Genomic DNA, 15,872 nt, shown 5'->3' with positions numbered 1-15,872 from the left:
GAAGGAAAAGCTGGAAGCCTGAAGCTGGAAGTGGTGGGGTGCGAGCCGCGAGCGGTTGGAGGCATGGCGAGAGACGAGCTGCGTGTAGCGGGCAGCTCGTCTCTCGTGGCTCGTGTCTCGTGGCTCGTGAGGCGGTTTAGAAGCGTTCGATTTCGGCGTTGTCGCGGAGGTATTCGAGCAGGCCTTCGACGGCGGCCTGGGAGCGGAGTTGGTTGGCGATACGCGCGACCATGGCTTCGCTTTGTTCGTTGACTTCGCCTTCGCCGACGCTGTCGAGGGCAATCAGCACAACGCGTTGACCATCCACAGCGTGGCCGTAGACGCTCTGCTCACCCTCGGGATGAGCCAGCTTGAAGACCTGGCTGACAACCGGCTGGGCCACGGTGGTCTGGTCACGGCGGCTGAGGCTGTCGACTTGCTGCCAGTCGACCGCGAGCGATTCGCCGGCACGCAGTGGCGCAATCATCTCATCGGCTCGCGCCTGCAGCGCTTCTACCGTCTTTTGCGCCTGCACTGCACGGGTCACCTGCTCGCGCACGTCCTCGAGCGGCAGAGTGGCAGCCTCACGATGATCCAGGGCGCGCAGGACCAGCCGGCGGTCCTCGTCGAGCTCGATGACGTCGCTGTTGAAGCCTTCCTCGATGACTTCCGGCGCAAAGGCCTGGTCCATCACTCCAGGCTCGGAGAGAACGCCGGAGACGTCATCGCGACTCACCCAGTCTGTGGTCTGACGTTCGAGGTCGAGAGAGTCGGCGACACTCTGCAGGTCCTCGGCCGAAAAGCTCTCGTCGATCAGGCGCTGGACCCGCTCGTCGAAGTCGTTGGAAACACGCTGCATGGCCTCCTGTTCGGCCAGGCGCTCTCGCGATTCCTCGAAGGACGGGCGGTCGAGCTCGGTGACCTTGATCAGGTGGAGGGCGCTGTCGGTCTCGACGATATCCGACACCTGCCCCTCGTTGAGACTGAAGGCAGCGTCATCGAACGCCTCGCCGAAGAAGCCGCGGCTGATGATCCCCAGGTCACCGCCCTGCTCGCTGGTGGACGCATCATCCGAGTACTCGGCGGCCAGCTCCTCGAAGGCGGCGCCGTCAGCCAATGCTTGGCGGGCTTGATCGAGGCGTTTGCGCGCTTCCTGCTGGGTGCGCTCTTCACCATAGTTGACCATGATGTGGGACACGCGGCGGTCGACGTTGGCGGCCTCGTCCTGCCAGGCCTGACGCAACTCGTCGTCACTCAGTTCGACCTGCTCCGCCATGCGCTGCCGGTCCACGAGTACATAGGCCAGCTTGACCTGCTCGGGACGCTGATACTGCTCGGCATTGGCTTCGTAATAGGCCTGACGCTCCTGGTCACTGACCTCGGGCTGGCTTTCCAGGTCCTCCGCGCTCAGGGCATGGTGGCGGAAGCTGCGGGTCTGACGCTGCAGGGCGGCCAGGCGCTGCTCTTCGGTCTCCAGAGTGAATTCGCTGGTCGCCAGCCCCTGCCGGATCTGGTTACGCTTCATGTCGGAGCGCAACTGATCGCGGAAAGCCAACGGCGTGAAGCCGGCCTGGCGCAGCCGGCGCTGAAACAGCTCCTGGGAGAAATTGCCATCCTGATCCTGGAATTGCGACAGGTTGACGATCAGTTGATCGATCTGGCTCTCGGAGAGGTGCAGACCGCCCTCCTCGGCGTACTGGGTCAACAGACGCTCGGCAATCAGGCTGTCGAGCATCTGCGCTTGCAGCTCGCGTTCCTGGTCCGGCGGTACCTGACCACTGCGGATGGCACGCTGAACCTCTAGCTCCAGCTGCTGACGCTGGATGGGCTCGCCATTGACGGTGGCCACGTCGTTGCCATCATTGCCCAGCAGGCCAATCAGCGAGTCGGCCCCGAAAAGGCCCATGGCAACCACCACGGCACCGATGATGATCTTGGCGCCCCAGCTCGCGGAGCGGTCACGAATACTTTGCAGCATGCAAGCCTCGGCTGTATCTAAAGTTTCTGATCGCGGAACATTATACGCATCAGGCAAGGCCTGGCGACCTCGGCCGGGCCAACGCATCGTGTTGCGACAGGGTATGGGCGGCTCGCCCGGGTGTTAAAGATAAAAACGGGCGCACCGCGATGCGATGCGCCCGTTCAGGACTCGAAGCCAATGGTGATCGACGCAGGACGATACCTTAATTGACGGAGTCCTTGAGTGCCTTGCCAGCCTTGAAACTCGGCACCTTGGCGGCACTGATCTGGATCGGCTCGCCGGTCTGCGGGTTACGACCGGTGCGCGCCGCACGTTCCTTGACTGTGAACGTACCAAAACCCACCAGAGACACGCTGTCGCCCTTCTTGAGGCTATCTGCCACGGTGTCCACCATCGCATCCAGTGCACGCGATGCAGAGGCTTTGGGGATATCGGCAGAAGCGGCAATGGCTTCGATCAGTTCGGATTTATTCACACTTCACCCCTTGACTGTTTCGTAAATTAACTCTACTCAGCGAGACTTACAGCTGAATGGTGCCAGCACAGCATAGCGCTAGTTTATAGCAACGCGCTGAAAGATGTGTCAAGCGACCATCCCTGATAATCCCCATCATGCCGGGCTTTTTGCCTCGGCATGAAGATGAAAAAAACGTCAGTGAGTACTGATCATTGATTGAGTAGACGCAACTTCTTCTGCTCGGGTTTCGTCGTCATCCGAAATTGTCTTTTCGGTCAACGCCACATCAAGGACTTCGTCGATCCACCGCACTGGTCTGATATCCAGTGCATCCTTGATGTTATCCGGCACTTCCTTGAGATCCCGCCGGTTCTCCTCGGGAATCAGCACGGTCTTTATACCACCGCGCCTGGCCGCCAGCAATTTCTCCTTGAGTCCACCGATCGGCAGGACCTCGCCGCGCAGGTTGACCTCGCCGGTCATGGCCACGTCACAGCGCACCGGACGACCGGTATAGGCCGAGATCATGGCGGTGACCATAGCGATGCCGGCACTGGGACCATCCTTAGGCGTGGCGCCCTCGGGAACGTGGATGTGCAGGTCTTCCTTTTCGAAGCGCTCCGGGTCGACACCCAGCGAAATGGCTCGGGCACGCACCACGGTCTGGGCGGCACTGACGGATTCCTTCATGACGTCGCCCAGCGAGCCGGTCTTGTCGAGGCGCCCCTTGCCGGGCGTGACCACGGACTCGATGTTGAGCAGCTCCCCGCCCACCGAGGTCCAGGCCAGGCCGGTAACACGTCCGACCTGATCTTCTTGGTCGGCCAGGCCATAGCTGTAACGACGCACGCCGGCATATTCCTCGATGTCGGCGGCCGAGAGGTGGTCGGGTGCCAGGGCCCCTTCCTTACCTTCCTGCTCGAGGCGCTTGCGCAACACCTTGCGACAAACCTTGGCGATCTGGCGTTCGAGCTCACGCACCCCGGCCTCGCGGCTGTAATAGCGAATCACTTCCAGCAGCGCTTCATCGGAGAAGGTCAATTCGTCGGCCTTGAAGCCGTTGGCCTTGAGCTGCTTGGGCACCAGGTAGCGACGCGCGATGGCCAGCTTCTCGTCCTCGGTGTAACCGGGCAGGCGAATCACTTCCATGCGGTCGAGCAGCGGTCCGGGAATGTTCATCGAGTTGGCGGTGCAGATGAACAGGGTCTCGGACAGGTCGTAATCAAGCTCCAGGTAGTGGTCGCTGAACTTGTCGTTCTGCTCGGGATCAAGCACTTCCAGCAAAGCCGACGAGGGGTCTCCCCGGTGGTCCATGCCGACCTTGTCGACTTCGTCGAGCAGGAACAGCGGATTCTTGACCCCGGCCTTGCTCATGCGCTGAACCATCTTGCCGGGCAGCGAGCCGATGTAGGTGCGGCGGTGACCGCGGATCTCAGACTCATCACGCACGCCGCCAAGTGCCAGGCGCACGTACTTGCGGTTGGTGGCGCGGGCGATCGACTGGCCAAGCGATGTCTTGCCGACACCGGGCGGGCCGACCAGGCACAATACCGGGCCCTTGAGCTTCTTGACGCGCTTGTGGACCGCCAGGTACTCGAGAATGCGTTCCTTGACCTCTTCCAGGCCATGGTGATCCTCGTCGAGCACCTTCTGGGCATGCTGAATGTCGTGGCGCACCCGGGTGCGCTTCTTCCAGGGTACCGCCGTCAGCCAGTCCAGGTAGGAGCGCACCACCGTGGCTTCGGCCGAGGACGGCGACATCATGCGCAGCTTGCCGAGCTCCTGACGGGCCTTCTCGGCGGCCTCCTTGGGCATGCCGGATTCGTTGATGGCCTGCTCGTACTTGTCTGCCTCATTAGGGACGTTCTCGAGCTCGCCCATCTCCTTCTGGATGGCCTTCATCTGCTCGTTGAGATAGTACTCGCGCTGGGACTTTTCCATCTGGTCCTTGACCCGCGAGCGAATGCGCTTCTCAACCTGCAGCAGGTCGATCTCAGACTCGATCTGCGCCATGAGGTGTTCGACGCGATCGCGCACGCGATCCATCTCGAGCAGTTGTTGCTTGTCGTCGATCTTCAACGACAGGTGCGCACAGATGGTATCCACCAGGCGGCTCGGGTCCTCGATGCCCGACAGCGAGTTTAGCACCTCGTTGGGCACCTTCTTGGACATCTTCACGTACTGCTCGAACTGATTGAGCAGCACGCGTACCAGGGACTCCTGCTCGCGCTCGGAAAGCGGCTCGCTCTCGCGCAGCACCACTTCGGCGCGACTGTAACCTTCCTCGGCGACCTGGATGTCACGGATGTCGGCCCGCGACTCGCCTTCGATCAGTACCTTGACGGTGCCGTCAGGCAGCTTGAGCAACTGCATGATCTCGGCGACGGTGCCGATGGAAAACAAGTCTTCGTTATCCGGATCGTCCTTGCTCGCTTCACGCTGCGCCACGAGGAGCACACGCTTATCGGCTTCCATTGCCGTCTCGAGCGCCTGGATCGACTTTTCCCGGCCGACGAATAACGGAATGACCATTTGCGGGTAGACAACAACATCCCGCAGCGGCAAAAGGGGCAGACTCTGGGTCTGTTCGGCGTTCTGCTGCATCGCAGACGTTCCTCAAACGGTTCGGGTGAATACCCGAGGGATGGGGGCGAGTCCCCGACATTGCAAGGTCAGGGCCACGGCACGACATAGAAAAGGGCCGCTGGGCGGCCCTTGTAATGACGACTCCCCGAGCGAGTCCGGTCGAATCAGGGAGCAACCATTCAGGCTGGCTAGCCGTCGGTACCGTCGACGCGCGCCTCTTCCTCCTGCTGGGAATAGATCAAGAGGGGTTTACTCTCGCCAGTGACCACGGAGGCATCGATGACTACCTTGGAGACCCCTTCGACCGTGGGAATCTCGTACATGGTGTCGAGCAGCACCGATTCGAGAATCGAGCGCAGCCCGCGTGCCCCGGTATTGCGTTCCATGGCCTTGTTGGCCACAGCGCGCAGTGCGTCCTCGCGGAACTCGAGTTCGACGTTCTCGAGCTCGAACAGACGCGCATACTGCTTGATCAAGGAGTTCTTGGGCTCGGTGAGGATCTGTACCAGGGCATCCTCGGTCAGCTCGGTCAGGGTCGCGATGGCCGGCAGACGACCGACGAACTCGGGAATCAGGCCGAACTTGACCAGATCCTCGGGCTGCACGTCGAGCAGCAGATCCCCGAAGCCCTTGGTTTCGTCCTTGCCCTTGACCTCGGCATTGAAGCCGATGCCGCCCTGCTCGGCGCGGTCACGAATGACCTTGTCGAGCCCGGCGAAGGCACCACCAACAATGAACAGCATGTTGGTGGTATCGACCTGCAGGAACTCCTGCTGAGGATGCTTGCGGCCACCCTGGGGCGGTACCTGAGCAGTGGTCCCCTCGATCAGCTTTAGCAGTGCCTGCTGGACACCCTCACCCGAGACATCCCGAGTGATGGAGGGGTTGTCGGACTTGCGCGAGATCTTGTCGATCTCGTCGATGTAGACAATGCCGCGCTGGGCCTTTTCGACATCGTATTCGCACTTCTGCAACAGCTTTTGGATAATGTTCTCGACATCCTCGCCGACATAGCCCGCTTCGGTAAGCGTTGTGGCATCCGCGATGGTGAAGGGAACATTGAGCAGGCGCGCCAGGGTCTCGGCCAACAGGGTCTTGCCGCTACCCGTGGGGCCGATCAGCAGGATGTTCGACTTGCCGAGCTCGACTTCATCCTTGGTGCCATAGCGCAACCGCTTGTAATGGTTGTAGACCGCCACGGACAGCACCATCTTGGCGCGGTCCTGGCCGATCACATAGTCGTCGAGAGTGTGACGAATTTCGCGCGGGGCGGGCAGGCGCTCCTCATCGCTCTCGGCATCGGCATCGAGAACTTCCTCGCGAATGATGTCGTTGCACAGGTCGACACACTCATCGCAGATATATACGGACGGGCCGGCAATCAGCTTGCGTACTTCGTTCTGGTTTTTGCCACAGAACGAGCAGTACAGCAGCTTGCCATCTTCGTCCTTGCCTTTGCCGTCGGCCATTCGCGTACCTCTCTCGCAGCGGCGGCCCGGAGGCCACCGTGAATCACGTAGTCAAAGCGTGGTGAGTTTCACGCTATCAGGATGTCGGCCGCTTATCCAGCACGGCGTCGATCAGGCCATATTCGGCGGCCTGCTCGCCGTTCATGAAATTGTCGCGGTCGGTATCCTTGGCAATCGTCTCGAATTCCTGGCCGGTGTGGTGGGCCAGGATCTGGTTAAGGCGTTCGCGGATGCCGAGAATCTCACGGGTGTGAATCTCGATGTCCGAGGCCTGACCCTGATAACCGCCCAGTGGCTGATGGATCATCATCCGTGAGTTGGGCAGGCAATAGCGCTTGCCCTGGGCACCGCCGGTCAACAACAGGGCCCCCATGCTCGCCGCCTGTCCGATACAGACAGTGGACACATCGGGCTTGATGAACTGCATGGTGTCATAGATCGACATTCCGGCAGTAACCGAACCACCCGGCGAGTTGATGTACAGATGGATGTCCTTGTCGGGGTTCTCGGACTCCAGGAACAGCAACTGCGCGACCAGCAGGTTGGCGGTGTAATCCTCGACCGGCCCCACCAGGAAGATCACACGCTCCTTGAGCAGGCGGGAATAGATGTCGTAGGACCGCTCGCCCCGTGCGCTCTGCTCGACCACCATGGGCACCAGGCCGCCGGCGGATTGGATATCGATGTCGTTACTCATCTGGGTGATGTCCTTGCATCCGATGTATGGGATCGGCGGCTGATTAACCGCCCGGCATCGCGCCGGGCGGGATCTCGAGGGGGGATCAAGCCTGGCTTTGCTCGGCTTCTTCCTCGGCTTCCTCTTCACCACCTTGCTGTTGAGCCGCAGCGAGCGCGTCCTGGTAGCTCATCTCGACGTCGGTGACGGTGGCCTGCTCGAGCAGGATGTCTACGGCCTTCTCTTCCAGGACGGCCGACTTGACCTGGTTCTTCATCTCGTCGTTACCCATGTAGTACTCGACGACCTGCTCGGGCTCCTGGTACTGCTGGGCGAGTTCCTCGACTTTGGCCTTGATCTCATCGTCGCTGGCATCCAGCTCATTGACCTTGATCACCTCGGCCAGCAGCAGGCCGATCTGCACGCGGCTCTTGGCCTGCTCGGCAAACAGCTCATCGGGCAGCTGACTGACGTCGAAGTCCTCTCCGAGACCGAACTGCTGGGCCGCCTGGCGCTTGAGACCATCGGTTTCCTGCTGGATCAGCGACTGCGGCACCTCGATGTCGTTGGCCTTCTTGAGCGCCTCGAGCACCTGCTGCTTCACGCGGTTATCGATGGCCTGAGTGGCCTCACGCTTCATGTTGTTGGTGATTTCCTCACGGAAACGCTCCAGATCGCCGTCTTCCACACCGAACTGCTTGACGAACTCGGCGTCGACCTCAGGCAGCTCCTGTGCCTTCACGGCATGCACCTTGACCTTGAAGGTGGCTTCCTGGCCGGCCAGCTGCTCCGCCTGGTAATCTTCCGGGAAGGTGACCTTGAGCTCCTTGTCTTCACCAGCGCTGGCACCGATCAACTGCTCTTCGAAACCCGGGATGAAGCTGCCGGAACCGATGGTGAGCTCATGGCCCTCGGCGCTACCGCCCTCGAAAGGCTCGTCGCCCAGGTAGCCCTGAAAGTCGATGGTAACCTGGTCGCCGTCCGCGGCGGGACGCTCGACTTCCTGCCAGCCGGCGTTCTGCTTGCGCAGGCTCTCGATCATTTCGGTCACGTCGGCATCGCTGACCTCGACTACAGGGCGCTCGACCTCGGTGCCCTCGATGGAGTTCAGCTCGATTTCCGGGTAGATCTCGAGAATGGCGGTGAACTCCAGATCCTTGCCGGCCTCGTTGACTTCGGTCTCGATCTGCGGATTGCCGGCCGGGTTAAGGCTCTCATCGGTGATGGCACGGACGTAACGCTCACGCATCACTTCGCCGACCACTTCGTTACGCACATCGGCGCCGTAACGCTGGCGAACGACCGACATCGGCACCCGTCCCTGACGGAAGCCGTTGATACGCACGCTCTTGGCGGCATCCTTTAGGCGGGTGTCCACGGCCTCGTCGATCTCGGCGGCGGGTACCTGCACTTTGACGCGGCGTTCAATCTGGGAGGTCGTATCGACGGAAACTTGCATGAATTGTCCTCTACACCGACAGGGGCGTTGGTTCTATGGAATAGCGTTGAAACATTCAGAGTGGGGATTCTATGAATCCCGCCTGTCACTGGCAAGCGCCATCCAGTAACAGATAAGGGCGAATACCGGAATTTCAAGGGCAGGAGGGCAAAAACGGATGAGGATCGGCGCTGAACCATTCGTCTCGTCGGCAGACGTGACCAATCGCTGAGACCAGGCCAATGAGCTGAGTGAACATCTGACTCTAGCTCTAGCAAACGGGACAGATAACGACGAGGCGGACCGGGAATCTTTCGAAGGGAAGGCAAATGGGGTGGATGATGGGGATCGAACCCACGACCACCGGAGCCACAATCCGGGGCTCTACCACTGAGCTACATCCACCACTGCCTGAAACTGCGATTGTCTGTCACTGGGGTGGATGATGGGGATCGAACCCACGACCACCGGAGCCACAATCCGGGGCTCTACCACTGAGCTACATCCACCACTGACAACAACCTATCATGGGTCAGTCACAACAAAGTGCTGTACTACCCTGACACAGGCAAACAGGTTGCCTTGACTTGACTGCAAGCCCTCAGGACCTTGCACCGAGATGGCGCGCCCAGCAGGACTTGAACCTGCAACCTACGGCTTAGAAGGCCGTTGCTCTATCCGGTTGAGCTATAGGCGCATCTTACGTTGCCAGGCACCCAGCCGCAAGCCAGAACAGGGAAAAAACTTCACCCTTTCAACGACTTGTGGTCGGGGTGGAGGGATTCGAACCCCCGACATCCTGCTCCCAAAGCAGGCGCGCTACCAAACTGCGCTACACCCCGCCGGCTTTTGCACGGCCCTAACGGTCGCCGTAGCAGGCCCCGTCAAGCGATGCGTATTCTACGTGACTTTCCCCCGGCGTCAAGCCCGATATCGTCCGCTCGCTTTGCCTGAACGCCCGCTCATGCGAAAATCGGCCGCGACTTCACACACGTCTATTCATTCGACCGCCAGAGGGAAGCCGATGAACGCCCAACTGATCGATGGCAAATCCATCGCCGCCCGTGTTCGCCAGCAGGTTGCTCTACAGGTTCAGGCGCGCCTCGATGCCGGGTCGCGCGCTCCGGGTCTGGCGGTGGTTCTGGTCGGCGAGGATCCGGCATCGCAGGTCTATGTACGCAACAAGCATCGTGCCTGTGAGGAAGCCGGTATGCTGTCGTTCAAGCATCAGTTACCGGCCGATACGTCTCAGCAGCATCTGGAATCACTGGTCGATGAACTCAATGCGGCGCCGGACGTCGATGGCATCCTGATTCAACTGCCCCTCCCTGATCACCTGGACCCGCGCCCTATTCTCGAGCGTGTGCATCCGCACAAGGATGTCGATGGCTTTCATCCCTACAACCTCGGGCGCCTAGCTCAGCGCCTGCCCCTGCTGCGCCCCTGCACCCCCAAGGGCGTGATCACCCTACTGCAGGAAAGCGGCCTCAACATTCGTGGCCTGGATGCCACCGTAGTGGGCGCTTCCAACATCGTCGGGCGCCCGATGTCACTGGAATTGATGCTGGCGGGCTGCACCACCACGGTCTGTCATCGCTTCACCAGGGATCTGGAAGCCCATGTGCGGCGCGCCGAACTGCTGGTGGTGGCCGTGGGCACCCCGGGGCTGGTCAAGGGCGAATGGGTGCGCGACGACGCCATCGTCATCGATGTGGGTATCAACCGCCAGGAAGACGGCAAGCTGACCGGGGATGTCGAATTCGAGTCGGCCGCGGCGCGCGCCAGCCACATCACGCCGGTGCCCGGTGGCGTGGGGCCAATGACGGTGGCTTCGCTACTCGAGAACACCCTGCTGGCGGCCGAGATGCATGATGCCAAGGGGTGAAAGAGGGAAGAAGGAAGAAGGAAGAGCTGGAAGCTGGAAGTGGTGAGCGACGAGTTACGAGATACGAGGAACGAGCGGTTGGAAGCCAGCCGCGGGTCAGGTGCTGGGATGCGAGATGACGAGCCGCGAGCAACGAGCGAAGAGAAACGAGGAACGGGCGGTTGGAAGCCAGCCGCGGGTCAGGTGCTGGGATGCGAGATGACGAGCCGCGAGTAACGAGCGACGAGAAACGAGAAACGAGAAACGAGCGATTGGAAGCCAGCCGCGGGCGGGTAGCGGGAAGTTGAAGGCAGTGGGAAGATAAAAAGAGGGAAGTAAGAAGAAGGAAGAAAATGAGGTGTGAGGGGCCGGCGAGGCCTGCGTCGTGCACCCTGGCCTGTACTCAGGTAGAATGCGCGCTGACTTTCCACTGCTAGATATCGCGAGGTCCGTCGATGAGCGACAAGATGAACGTCGAGAGCTTCAATCTGGATCACACCAAGGTGAAGGCGCCTTATGTCCGCCTGGCGGATGTGAAGACCGGCCAGCACGGCGACACCATCCACAAGTATGACCTGCGTATCTGCCAGCCGAACAAGGGCCACATGGACATGCCGGCGCTGCACTCGCTCGAGCATCTGATGGCCGAGAAGTCGCGCAACCATTCCGACCTGGTGCTGGATATCAGCCCCATGGGCTGCCAGACGGGCTTCTACATCGCCATGCTCAACCATGACGACTATGACGGCATGCTCGAGCTCGTCGAAGGCACGCTGAACGACGTGCTGGAAGCCGACGAAGTGCCTGCCTGCAATGAAGAGCAGTGCGGCTGGGCCGCCAGCCATAGCCTGGAAGGCGCCAAGGACCTGGCGCGCGACCTGCTCGCCAAGCGCAGCGAGTGGCATCAGGTCTTCGCCGAAGGCGCCTGATCGTCAATATCCGGTCACAGCCTGGCCTTTACGCCTTACACGTCACACCTCAGTCGTCACGCCTTGCCCCGTGGAGAACGAATAGATGAAACGCATCGGCATCATCGGCGCCATGTCCCAGGAAGTCGCTCAGCTCAAGGCGATGCTGGAAGACTGCGAGACCCGCCATCACGTGGGCAGCACTTTCCACTGTGGCCGGCTGCATGATGTCGAGGTGGTGATTCTTCAATCGGGTATCGGCAAGGTCAACGCGGCCGTGGGCACGACGCTGCTGCTGGACATGTATCAGCCCGAGGCCGTGATCAATACCGGCTCCGCCGGCGGTTTCGGCGAAGGGCTGGAAATCGGCGACGTGGTGGTCTCCAGCGAGGTCCGTCACCACGACGTGGATGCCGTGGTCTTCGGTTACGAGCATGGCCAGGTGCCGCAGATGCCGGCCGCCTACCTGCCGGACGCCAAGCTGGTGGAGCTGGCCCGCCAGAGCGTGGAAGCCATGAACGAGGTCAGGGTGACCGAGGGACTAATCGCCACCGGCGATGTCTTCATGGCCTGCCCCGAGCTTGTCGCCCAGACCCGCTCGCGCTTCCCGACCATGCTGGCCGCAGAGATGGAAGCCGCCGCCATTGCGCAGACCTGCCACCTGTACGGCTGCCCTTTCGTGGTCATTCGCGCCCTCTCGGACATTGCCGGCGGTGGCGACAACCACCTCTCTTTCGAGGAATTCCTGGCCAGGGCCGCGGACCACTCGACGCGCATGGTCAGCGGCATGATTCAGCGCCTCGCGCAGACCACCCGCACCGCCGACGCCACCACCGCCGGCTGACACACCGCCGGCAAGAAGCCCCAAGGCCCCGCCAGAACCACTCTGGCGGGGCCTTTTCGTCCATACACACCGCACTCAACGCTACGCGGCCTGCTCCCAACCGCTCGATTCGCGTTTCTCGCTTCTACTTCTCGTAGTTCGTTACTCGCGGCTCGTCATCTCGCATCCCGGCACCCGCCCTGCGGTCTGCTCCCAACCGCTCGTTCCTCGTTTCTCGTCGCTCGCCGCTCAACACTTCCAGCTTCCGGCTTCAAGCTTCCAGCTCTTCCCTCTTCCCTCTGCCTTCAACTTCCCGCTACCCGCTCCGCGGTCTGCTCCCAACCGCTCGTTTCTCGCTTCTCGCGGCTCGTCATCTCGCATCCCAGCATCCGGCCTACGGCCTGCTTCCAACCGCTCGTTCCTCGTTTCTCGCGGCTCGTCATCTCGCATCCCAGCATCCGGCCTACGGCCTGCTTCCAACCGCTCGTTTCTCGTTTCTCGCGGCTCGTCATCTCGCATCCCAGCATCCGGCCTGCGGCCTGCTTCCAACCGCTCGTTCCTCGTTTCTCGTCGCTCGCCACTTCCAGCTCTTCCCTCTTCTGTCTTCCCTCTTCCCCCCTCACACCCTCAACTTCCAACCCAGGCTCTCCCCTGCCCGCATGGGCACGATGTCCTGATCCGGGACATACGGCAACGACTCGGGGACCGTCCAGGTCTCGCGTTCCAGGGTCACGCTATCGGCATTGCGCGACAGGCCATAGAAGTCCGGCCCGGCGTGGCTGGTGAAGGTTTCCAGCTGGTCCAGCGCGCCGGCCTGCTCGAAGGCCGTGGCATAGAGCTCCAGGGCCACCGGCGCGGTGTAGGCGCCGGCACAGCCACAGGCACTTTCCTTATCACCCTTGGCATGCGGAGCGCTGTCGGTGCCCAGGAAGAACTTGCCACTGCCCGCGGTCGCGGCCTCGATCAGGGCCTGGCGATGCCGCTCGCGCTTGAGGATCGGCAGGCAGTAGTAATGCGGGCGGATGCCGCCCACCAGCATGTGGTTGCGATTGAACAACAGGTGGTGCGCGGTGATGGTGGCGGCCACATTGGCCGGCGCCGCCGTGACGAAGGCCGCGGCATCGGCGGTGGTGATGTGCTCGAACACCACCTTGAGCGTCGGATGACGATCCAGCAGCGGCTTCATGACCCGCTCGATGAAGACGGCTTCGCGATCGAAGATATCGATGTCGGCATCGGTGACCTCGCCATGCACCAGCAGCGGCATGCCCAGTCGGGCCATGGCGCCGATGGCCGCATCGCAATGGGTCAGGTCGGTGACGCCGGCTGCCGAGTTGGTGGTGGCACCGGCGGGATACAGCTTGACCGCATGCACCTGGCCGCTGGCATGGGCCCGCTCGATTTCCTCGGCACTGGTGTTATCGGTGAGGTAGAGCGTCATCAGCGGCTCGAACGCCTCGCCGTCGGGCACGGCCGCCAGAATACGCTGACGATAGTCGAGCGCCTGCTGTGTAGTGGTGACCGGTGGCTTGAGATTGGGCATGATGATGGCACGGCCCATCTGGCGGGCACTGGCAGGCACCACGGCAGGCAGCACCTGGCCGTCCCGGAGGTGAAGGTGCCAGTCGTCCGGGCGAGTCAGGGTGATCGAGTTCACGGCATATCCTGTTATCGACGTGGATTCATGGTGACGAGTATACCGCAATGTCGCCTGCCTCCGGAGCCGCCCGAGCAGGGAAAATGCTTCCCTTGCGTGGCCGGCTGCGGTGGCCGTCGCGGCACTGCGGCGAGCAAAAGACCGAGGGAATCACGCTCAGAAAATGCTTCACGCCGGGATGATTTGACGTATCATCCCCGGCCTGAGCAACGCCACGAGGACACCATGCCGAAGGTACGCTATTACGCCGATCTCGTCGCCATCCTGGCCGGCCTGATGTGGCTGATGGTCTATTGGTCGATCAGTTACACGGTCCACATCGGCAATATCGAACCGACCCTTGCCGCCATGCTGATGGCCGGCAGTCTCATCATGATCAGCTTCGTGCATCGCCCTTCGCGGGTGATGATGAGCCGCTATCATGTGCGCAAGCGCCGCACCGAGATGTGGATGCACATCCTGGTGCTGCCGCTGGCACTCGCCTTTCTGATGGCGATCGGCATCGATTACTGGATCACGCCCCTGAACGGCGAGCAGAAGCTGTTGTTGTTCAACGTCCTGGCGACAGCGGGCTGGCTGGTGTTCATCTTCACCCTGGCCATCAAACTGCTGATCCATACGTTCCTGAGGCGTCGGAAGGCCAGGCAGCGAACCAAAGCCGGATAAAAAAGCGACGGCCGGCTGTAACGCCTCGCCGGCCGTCACCTATCGCCACGACGGGCGGTCATCGCGCCCGGCTTCCGGCTAGAAGCGGTCCAGGCGATACGGCGCCATCTCGATATCCGGCGTGTCACCGGCGATCATCTGTGACAGCAACTGCCCGGTGGCCGGCCCCAGGGTGAAGCCATGGTGGCCATGGCCGAAGGCGCACCACAGGCCACGCTTGCCCGGCGCCGGCCCGATCACCGGCTTCATGTCCGGCATGCAGGGACGCGCACCCTTCCAGGGAACCGCATCGAGTCGTTCGCCCAGGGGCAGCAGCTCATTGGCTCGCCCTGCCGCGGCGGCCAGCTGTGCATGGTGCGGCGGCGCCTCGAGTCGCTCCAGCTCGGCCCCGGTGGTCAGCCGAATGCCGGCCTTCATGGGCGCCATCACATAGCCGACCTCGGCATCCATGACCCAGTGCCTGAGGGTTGCCCCCTCGGCCCCGGCATAGTGCATGTGGTAACCGCGCTTGACGAACATGGGAGCCGACAGTCCCAGGTGCTCGAGCCAGTTGCGCGACCAGGGCCCCAGCGCCATCACCAGGTCTTCGGCATGATGAGTTTGAGCGTCGACATCCACCTGCCAGCCGTCGGCATCCTGCCTGACATCCTGAATCTCGCCGAGCAGCAGGCGCCCGCCCTCGGCCTCGAAGGCCCGGGCATAGGCCTGAACGAGGGCACTGGGATCGGCGACCGTCCACGAGTTCAGCCAGTGAATCGCCCCCGCGCAGCGATCGGTCAGATCCGGCTCCAGTTCCGCCAGCTCTCCGGCATCCAGATGACGGAAGTGCACGCCATACTCCGCCCCCATCTGCCGGGCCTCTTCAAGGCGCTCGGCGAGCTTGTCAGCGCTGCGATAGACCTCCAGCCAGCCATCGCGACCGATCAGGGACTCCGCCCCGGCAGCCTCGATCATCTCGCCATGCGCGTCCAGGCAACGCTGAATGAGGGCAGCATATTCCGGCACCAGACGCGCGTAGCGACTGCCGCCGGAATTTCGCCAGTACTGAAACAGCGGCCAGGCCGCACGCCACATGCCGCCCGGGCGATAGCGAATATCGACCTGGCGGTTGGGCAGGACGCGGACCAGGGTGGCCAGATCGCGCGGAAAGGGATAAGGCCGCACCGCTTCGCGCTGAATCAGGCCGGCATTGCCGAAGGACGTCTCCTGCCCCGGCGCCTGGCGGTCGATCAGGGTCACGTCGAAGCCCCGCCGAACCAGATACCATGCCACCGACACGCCGATCATGCCCGCCCCCAGCACCGTCACTTGCCGCACCATCCGTCTCCCCTCGCTTGCCAACGCCTGTCGAAATCCCGACCGCTGTCT

Annotated in this window: 12 protein-coding genes and 4 tRNA genes; 4 read left to right on the top strand and 12 right to left on the bottom strand. The window is 62.0% G+C overall.

Translation table 11 applies throughout. From position 1 onward, the window contains the following. Window positions 1-136: 136 nt before the first annotated feature. From QWY74_RS12235 to QWY74_RS12190, 10 genes are all read right to left on the bottom strand, one after another. A complete protein-coding gene (locus QWY74_RS12235) occupies window positions 137-1,957 on the bottom strand; it encodes a SurA N-terminal domain-containing protein (RefSeq protein WP_290314403.1) in 1,821 nt (606 codons plus the stop codon). Between the two features lie 205 nt (window positions 1,958-2,162). Then, window positions 2,163-2,435, bottom strand: a complete 273-nt coding sequence (locus QWY74_RS12230; RefSeq protein WP_264826813.1) for an HU family DNA-binding protein — start codon at window positions 2,433-2,435, stop codon at window positions 2,163-2,165. Window positions 2,436-2,612: 177 nt separating this feature from the next. Beyond that, a complete protein-coding gene (lon, locus tag QWY74_RS12225; protein ID WP_290314402.1) occupies window positions 2,613-5,021 on the bottom strand; it encodes an endopeptidase La in 2,409 nt (802 codons plus the stop codon). A gap of 170 nt (window positions 5,022-5,191) precedes the next feature. After that, complete coding sequence (gene clpX, locus QWY74_RS12220; RefSeq protein ID WP_264826811.1) at window positions 5,192-6,472, bottom strand: ATP-dependent Clp protease ATP-binding subunit ClpX; 1,281 nt, start codon at window positions 6,470-6,472, stop codon at window positions 5,192-5,194. Window positions 6,473-6,548: 76 nt separating this feature from the next. Then, window positions 6,549-7,169: an ATP-dependent Clp endopeptidase proteolytic subunit ClpP gene (gene clpP / locus QWY74_RS12215; RefSeq protein WP_264826810.1), complete on the bottom strand. Its 621-nt coding sequence runs from the start codon at window positions 7,167-7,169 to the stop codon at window positions 6,549-6,551. An 85-nt stretch (window positions 7,170-7,254) separates the two neighbouring features. Beyond that, complete coding sequence (gene tig, locus QWY74_RS12210; RefSeq protein ID WP_264826808.1) at window positions 7,255-8,607, bottom strand: trigger factor; 1,353 nt, start codon at window positions 8,605-8,607, stop codon at window positions 7,255-7,257. A 309-nt stretch (window positions 8,608-8,916) separates the two neighbouring features. After that, window positions 8,917-8,991, bottom strand: a tRNA-His gene (locus QWY74_RS12205). A 29-nt stretch (window positions 8,992-9,020) separates the two neighbouring features. Next, window positions 9,021-9,095 (bottom strand) — tRNA-His (locus QWY74_RS12200). Between the two features lie 111 nt (window positions 9,096-9,206). Next, a tRNA-Arg gene (locus QWY74_RS12195) sits at window positions 9,207-9,283 on the bottom strand. A gap of 68 nt (window positions 9,284-9,351) precedes the next feature. Further along, window positions 9,352-9,428, bottom strand: a tRNA-Pro gene (locus tag QWY74_RS12190). Window positions 9,429-9,610: 182 nt separating this feature from the next. Here QWY74_RS12190 and folD point away from each other — a divergent pair. From folD to mtnN, 3 genes are all read left to right on the top strand, one after another. Next, window positions 9,611-10,471: a bifunctional methylenetetrahydrofolate dehydrogenase/methenyltetrahydrofolate cyclohydrolase FolD gene (gene folD / locus QWY74_RS12185; protein ID WP_264826807.1), complete on the top strand. Its 861-nt coding sequence runs from the start codon at window positions 9,611-9,613 to the stop codon at window positions 10,469-10,471. A 434-nt stretch (window positions 10,472-10,905) separates the two neighbouring features. After that, window positions 10,906-11,379 (top strand): S-ribosylhomocysteine lyase, encoded by a 474-nt coding sequence (locus QWY74_RS12180; protein WP_264826806.1) that lies wholly within the window; start codon window positions 10,906-10,908, stop codon window positions 11,377-11,379. Window positions 11,380-11,464: 85 nt separating this feature from the next. Next, complete coding sequence (mtnN, locus tag QWY74_RS12175; protein ID WP_264826805.1) at window positions 11,465-12,202, top strand: 5'-methylthioadenosine/S-adenosylhomocysteine nucleosidase; 738 nt, start codon at window positions 11,465-11,467, stop codon at window positions 12,200-12,202. A 598-nt stretch (window positions 12,203-12,800) separates the two neighbouring features. Here the strand turns inward: mtnN and pyrC are convergent. Next, the gene (gene pyrC / locus QWY74_RS12170; protein WP_264826803.1) at window positions 12,801-13,838 is read right to left on the bottom strand and encodes a dihydroorotase; all 1,038 of its coding nucleotides are present in this window, start codon (window positions 13,836-13,838) and stop codon (window positions 12,801-12,803) included. A 225-nt stretch (window positions 13,839-14,063) separates the two neighbouring features. Here pyrC and QWY74_RS12165 point away from each other — a divergent pair, with 225 nt between their 5' ends. Next, entirely contained in the window at window positions 14,064-14,504 is a 441-nt protein-coding gene (locus QWY74_RS12165; protein ID WP_264826802.1) for a hypothetical protein, read from the top strand. 78 nt (window positions 14,505-14,582) lie between these two features. Here the strand turns inward: QWY74_RS12165 and QWY74_RS12160 are convergent, their stop codons facing one another. Then, window positions 14,583-15,824 (bottom strand): NAD(P)/FAD-dependent oxidoreductase, encoded by a 1,242-nt coding sequence (locus tag QWY74_RS12160; protein WP_264826801.1) that lies wholly within the window; start codon window positions 15,822-15,824, stop codon window positions 14,583-14,585. Window positions 15,825-15,872 lie beyond the last annotated feature (48 nt).

The organism is Halomonas almeriensis (assembly GCF_030409235.1).
GTDB lineage: Bacteria > Pseudomonadota > Gammaproteobacteria > Pseudomonadales > Halomonadaceae > Halomonas > Halomonas almeriensis.
The sequence above is the reverse complement of the archived record's forward strand: the minus strand, read 5'-3'. Positions and strand labels throughout refer to the sequence as shown.